The organism is Sinomonas sp. G460-2 (assembly GCF_047759905.1).
Classification (GTDB): Bacteria; Actinomycetota; Actinomycetes; order Actinomycetales; family Micrococcaceae; genus Sinomonas.
On record NZ_JBKZWT010000386.1, the window covers coordinates 1 to 3010 of the forward strand.

Here is a 3010-nt window from a genome sequence, read left to right on the forward strand (position 1 = left end):
GCCCGTGGACGGCAACGCTCCCGGAATCTGGCCGCTCCTGGCCAGTGAGGAGGCGGAGCAGCGTCGACTTGCCCGCCCCGTTCTCGCCGACGACGGCGATCCGCTCGCCGTCCGCGATCACGAGGTCGACGGCGTCGAGGAGGAGCCGGTCCCCGTAGCCGTGGGAAACGCCCGACGCGGTGACGTGCACGGCGGCGGGGCGAAGGGACTGGGCGGGGTGCGCTGGGGTGGAGGGATGGGTGAGGGCGGCGGGGTGGGTGGAGGTGGCGGGGTGGGTGAGGGCGGCTGGGTGGGCTGGGCTGCAGGGATGCGAAATATGCTGCATGGTCGAGGCCTCGCTTCGGCGGCTCGTGGGCGCGCGGCGCCCGGCTGTCGTCGTCGCCGGCGTCACGGCGCGGCGGTTCAGGGCGGGAAAGCGATCAGCGGACCATGCAGTCAAGGGTGGCGGCGCGCGGTAATGGGTGTCAAGCCGGGGCCTCCGCCGCCGGGTTGCCCCGTGAGGGCCGGCGCGGCCACGCTGCGGACGCCCCCTGTCCGCTTGTCCCTTCCGGCCCGGACCCCCGGGGCCTAGCGTTGAGCCATGGCATACGACATCCAGATCGTGGTCGATTCGCGCGACCCCCACGCCCAGGCGGAGTGGTGGGCCAGGACGCTGGGCTGGGCCGTCGAGCCCAGCAACGAGGACTTCATCCGGCGCATGATCGCCGAGGGCTACGCGACCGAGGCGGACACCGTGACCCGCAACGGCGTGCTCGTCTGGGCGACCGCGCAGGCCATCGCGCCCGAGGACGAGCTCACACGCAAGGACCGCCGGCGCATCCTGTTCCAGGTGGTGCCCGAGGACAAGACCGTCAAGAATCGCGTCCACTGGGACGTCCGGCTCGCCGGCGATGACAAGGACGTGCTCCGCGCCGAACTCGAGGCGCGCGGCGCGACGTTCCTGTGGGAGGCAGCCGAAGGCCCGCACTCGTGGTACACGATGGCGGACCCCGAGGGCAACGAGTTCTGCATTTCCTGACCGCACCGCCCGGCCCACGCACCGCCCGGCCCACGCGCCCCCAACCACCGTGACCCGGCGCCCGTGGACCGAACGCCCCGACTAGACTTTCACGCGTGACTTCCCCCGAGCTGCCCGAGAAAGTGTCTGACGTCTTCGAACCGCACCGCTGGCGCGCCGTCGAGGGCTTCGAGTTCGAGGACCTCACCTACCACCGGCAGGTCGAGCGGGACGCGAGCGGGGCCGCGGTGCGCGACCTCCCCACGGTCCGCATCGCGTTCAACCGCCCCGAGGTCCGCAACGCGTTCCGCCCCGGCACCGTGGACGAGCTCTACCGCGCCATGGACCATGCCCGCATGACCCCGGATGTCGCGACCGTGATCCTCACGGGCAACGGCCCCTCCCCCAAGGACGGCGGCCACGCGTTCTGCTCGGGCGGGGACCAGCGCATCCGCGGCCGCGAGGGCTACAAGTACGCCTCGGGCGAGACCGCGGAGACGATCGATCCGGCCCGCGCGGGGCGCCTCCACATCCTCGAGGTCCAGCGGCTCATGCGCACCATGCCCAAGGTGGTCATTGCGGCGGTCAACGGCTGGGCCGCGGGAGGCGGGCACTCGCTCCACGTCGTCGCCGACCTGACCATCGCCTCGCGCGAGCACGGCAGGTTCAAGCAGACGGACGCGACGGTCGGCTCGTTCGACGCCGGCTACGGCTCGGCGCTCCTGGCCCGCCAGATCGGGCAGAAGCGTGCGCGGGAGATCTTCTTCCTGGCCCGCGAATACTCGGCCGAGGACATGGTCGCGATGGGCGCCGTCAACGAGGCTGTGGAGCACGCGCTCCTCGAAGACGTCGCGCTCGACTACGCGGCCGACATCGCCCGCCAGTCCCCGCAGGCGATCCGGATGCTCAAGTTCGCGTTCAACCTCGCCGACGACGGCCTCGCGGGCCAGCAGGTCTTCGCGGGCGAGGCCACGCGCCTCGCGTACATGACCGACGAGGCCGTCGAAGGCCGCGACGCGTTCCTGCAGAAGCGCGAGCCCAACTGGTCCGACTTCCCGTACTACTACTGACCCGGGAGACCCCGCATGAGCCTTGACCCCGTCCTCAAAGCCCTCGCGGCGGCGCTCGCCTACGAGGGGCCGGCCGTCGAATTCGGCCCCGCGAGCACTAGCGTTCCGCAGGGCACCTGGCGCGTGTGGCGGCCGACGACGGCGGTCGGCTCGCTGCCGGAGGGGACGGCCGTCGTCGTGCGCACCTCGGGCTCCACTGGGGCCCCCAAGGCGACCGCGCTCACCGTCGACGCGCTGGCCGCCTCGTCGATGAGCACCGCCTTCGCGCTCCGGGGCGAGGGCCAGTGGCTCCTCGCGCTCCCGCTCGAGTACATCGCGGGCGTGCAGGTGCTGGTGCGCTCGCTCTTCGCCGGGACGCGCCCCGCGGAGATGAATCTCGCTGCCGGATTCAGCCCCGAGGCGTTCGCCGACGCCGCCGAGGACATGACCGACCCCGTGCGCTTCACCTCGCTCGTGCCGACCCAGCTGCGCCGCTTACTCGAGGACCCCTCCCCGCGGCTGCTCAAGGTCCTGCAGCGCTTCAACGCGATCCTGCTCGGCGGCGCCCCGATCCCCCACGGGCTCCTCGAGCGCGCCGCGGAGGCGCGCGTCAAGGTCGTGACGACGTACGGCTCCGCCGAGACGTGCGGCGGGTGCGTCTACAACGGCTTCCCCCTCGAGGGCGTCTCCGTCCGGCTCGCCGAGGACGGCCGGATCCGCCTCGGCGGCCAGGTCGTCGCAGCCGGCTACGTGGGCGATCCCGAGCGAACCGCCGAACACTTCCTCGACGAGGACGGCGAACGCTGGTACGTCACCTCGGATCTTGGCGAACTCACGCCCGAGGGTCGCCTCCGCGTCCTGGGCCGCGTGGACGACGTCGTCATCACGGGCGGCGTGAAGGCCTCCGCCGCGCGGATCGCGGCTCAGCTCGAAACGGTCGACGGCGTGCGGGAGGCCTTCGTTG

At 72.3% G+C, this 3010-nt stretch carries 4 protein-coding genes; 3 read left to right on the forward strand and 1 reads right to left on the reverse strand.

From position 1 onward, the window contains the following. A partial coding sequence (locus tag ACLN58_RS20195; protein ID WP_415857020.1) for an ATP-binding cassette domain-containing protein occupies positions 1-325 on the reverse strand: 325 nt, incomplete at its 3' end. A 255-nt stretch (positions 326-580) separates the two neighbouring features. On the opposite strand from ACLN58_RS20195, the gene ACLN58_RS20200 reads away from it, so the two are divergent. The 3 genes from ACLN58_RS20200 to ACLN58_RS20210 all read left to right on the forward strand — a co-directional run. Further along, complete coding sequence (locus tag ACLN58_RS20200; RefSeq protein ID WP_415857021.1) at positions 581-1018, forward strand: VOC family protein; 438 nt, start codon at positions 581-583, stop codon at positions 1016-1018. A gap of 95 nt (positions 1019-1113) precedes the next feature. Continuing rightward, the gene (locus ACLN58_RS20205; protein ID WP_415857022.1) at positions 1114-2067 is read left to right on the forward strand and encodes a 1,4-dihydroxy-2-naphthoyl-CoA synthase; all 954 of its coding nucleotides are present in this window, start codon (positions 1114-1116) and stop codon (positions 2065-2067) included. A gap of 15 nt (positions 2068-2082) precedes the next feature. Further along, positions 2083-3010: AMP-binding protein (locus ACLN58_RS20210; protein ID WP_415857023.1), on the forward strand; the 928-nt coding region annotated here is incomplete at its 3' end.

What these genes read in the sequence shown, in the direction of transcription:
- ACLN58_RS20200 (WP_415857021.1), top strand. Translation starts at nt 581, where the DNA reads ATGGCATACGACATCCAGATCGTGGTCGATTCGCGCGACCCCCACGCC.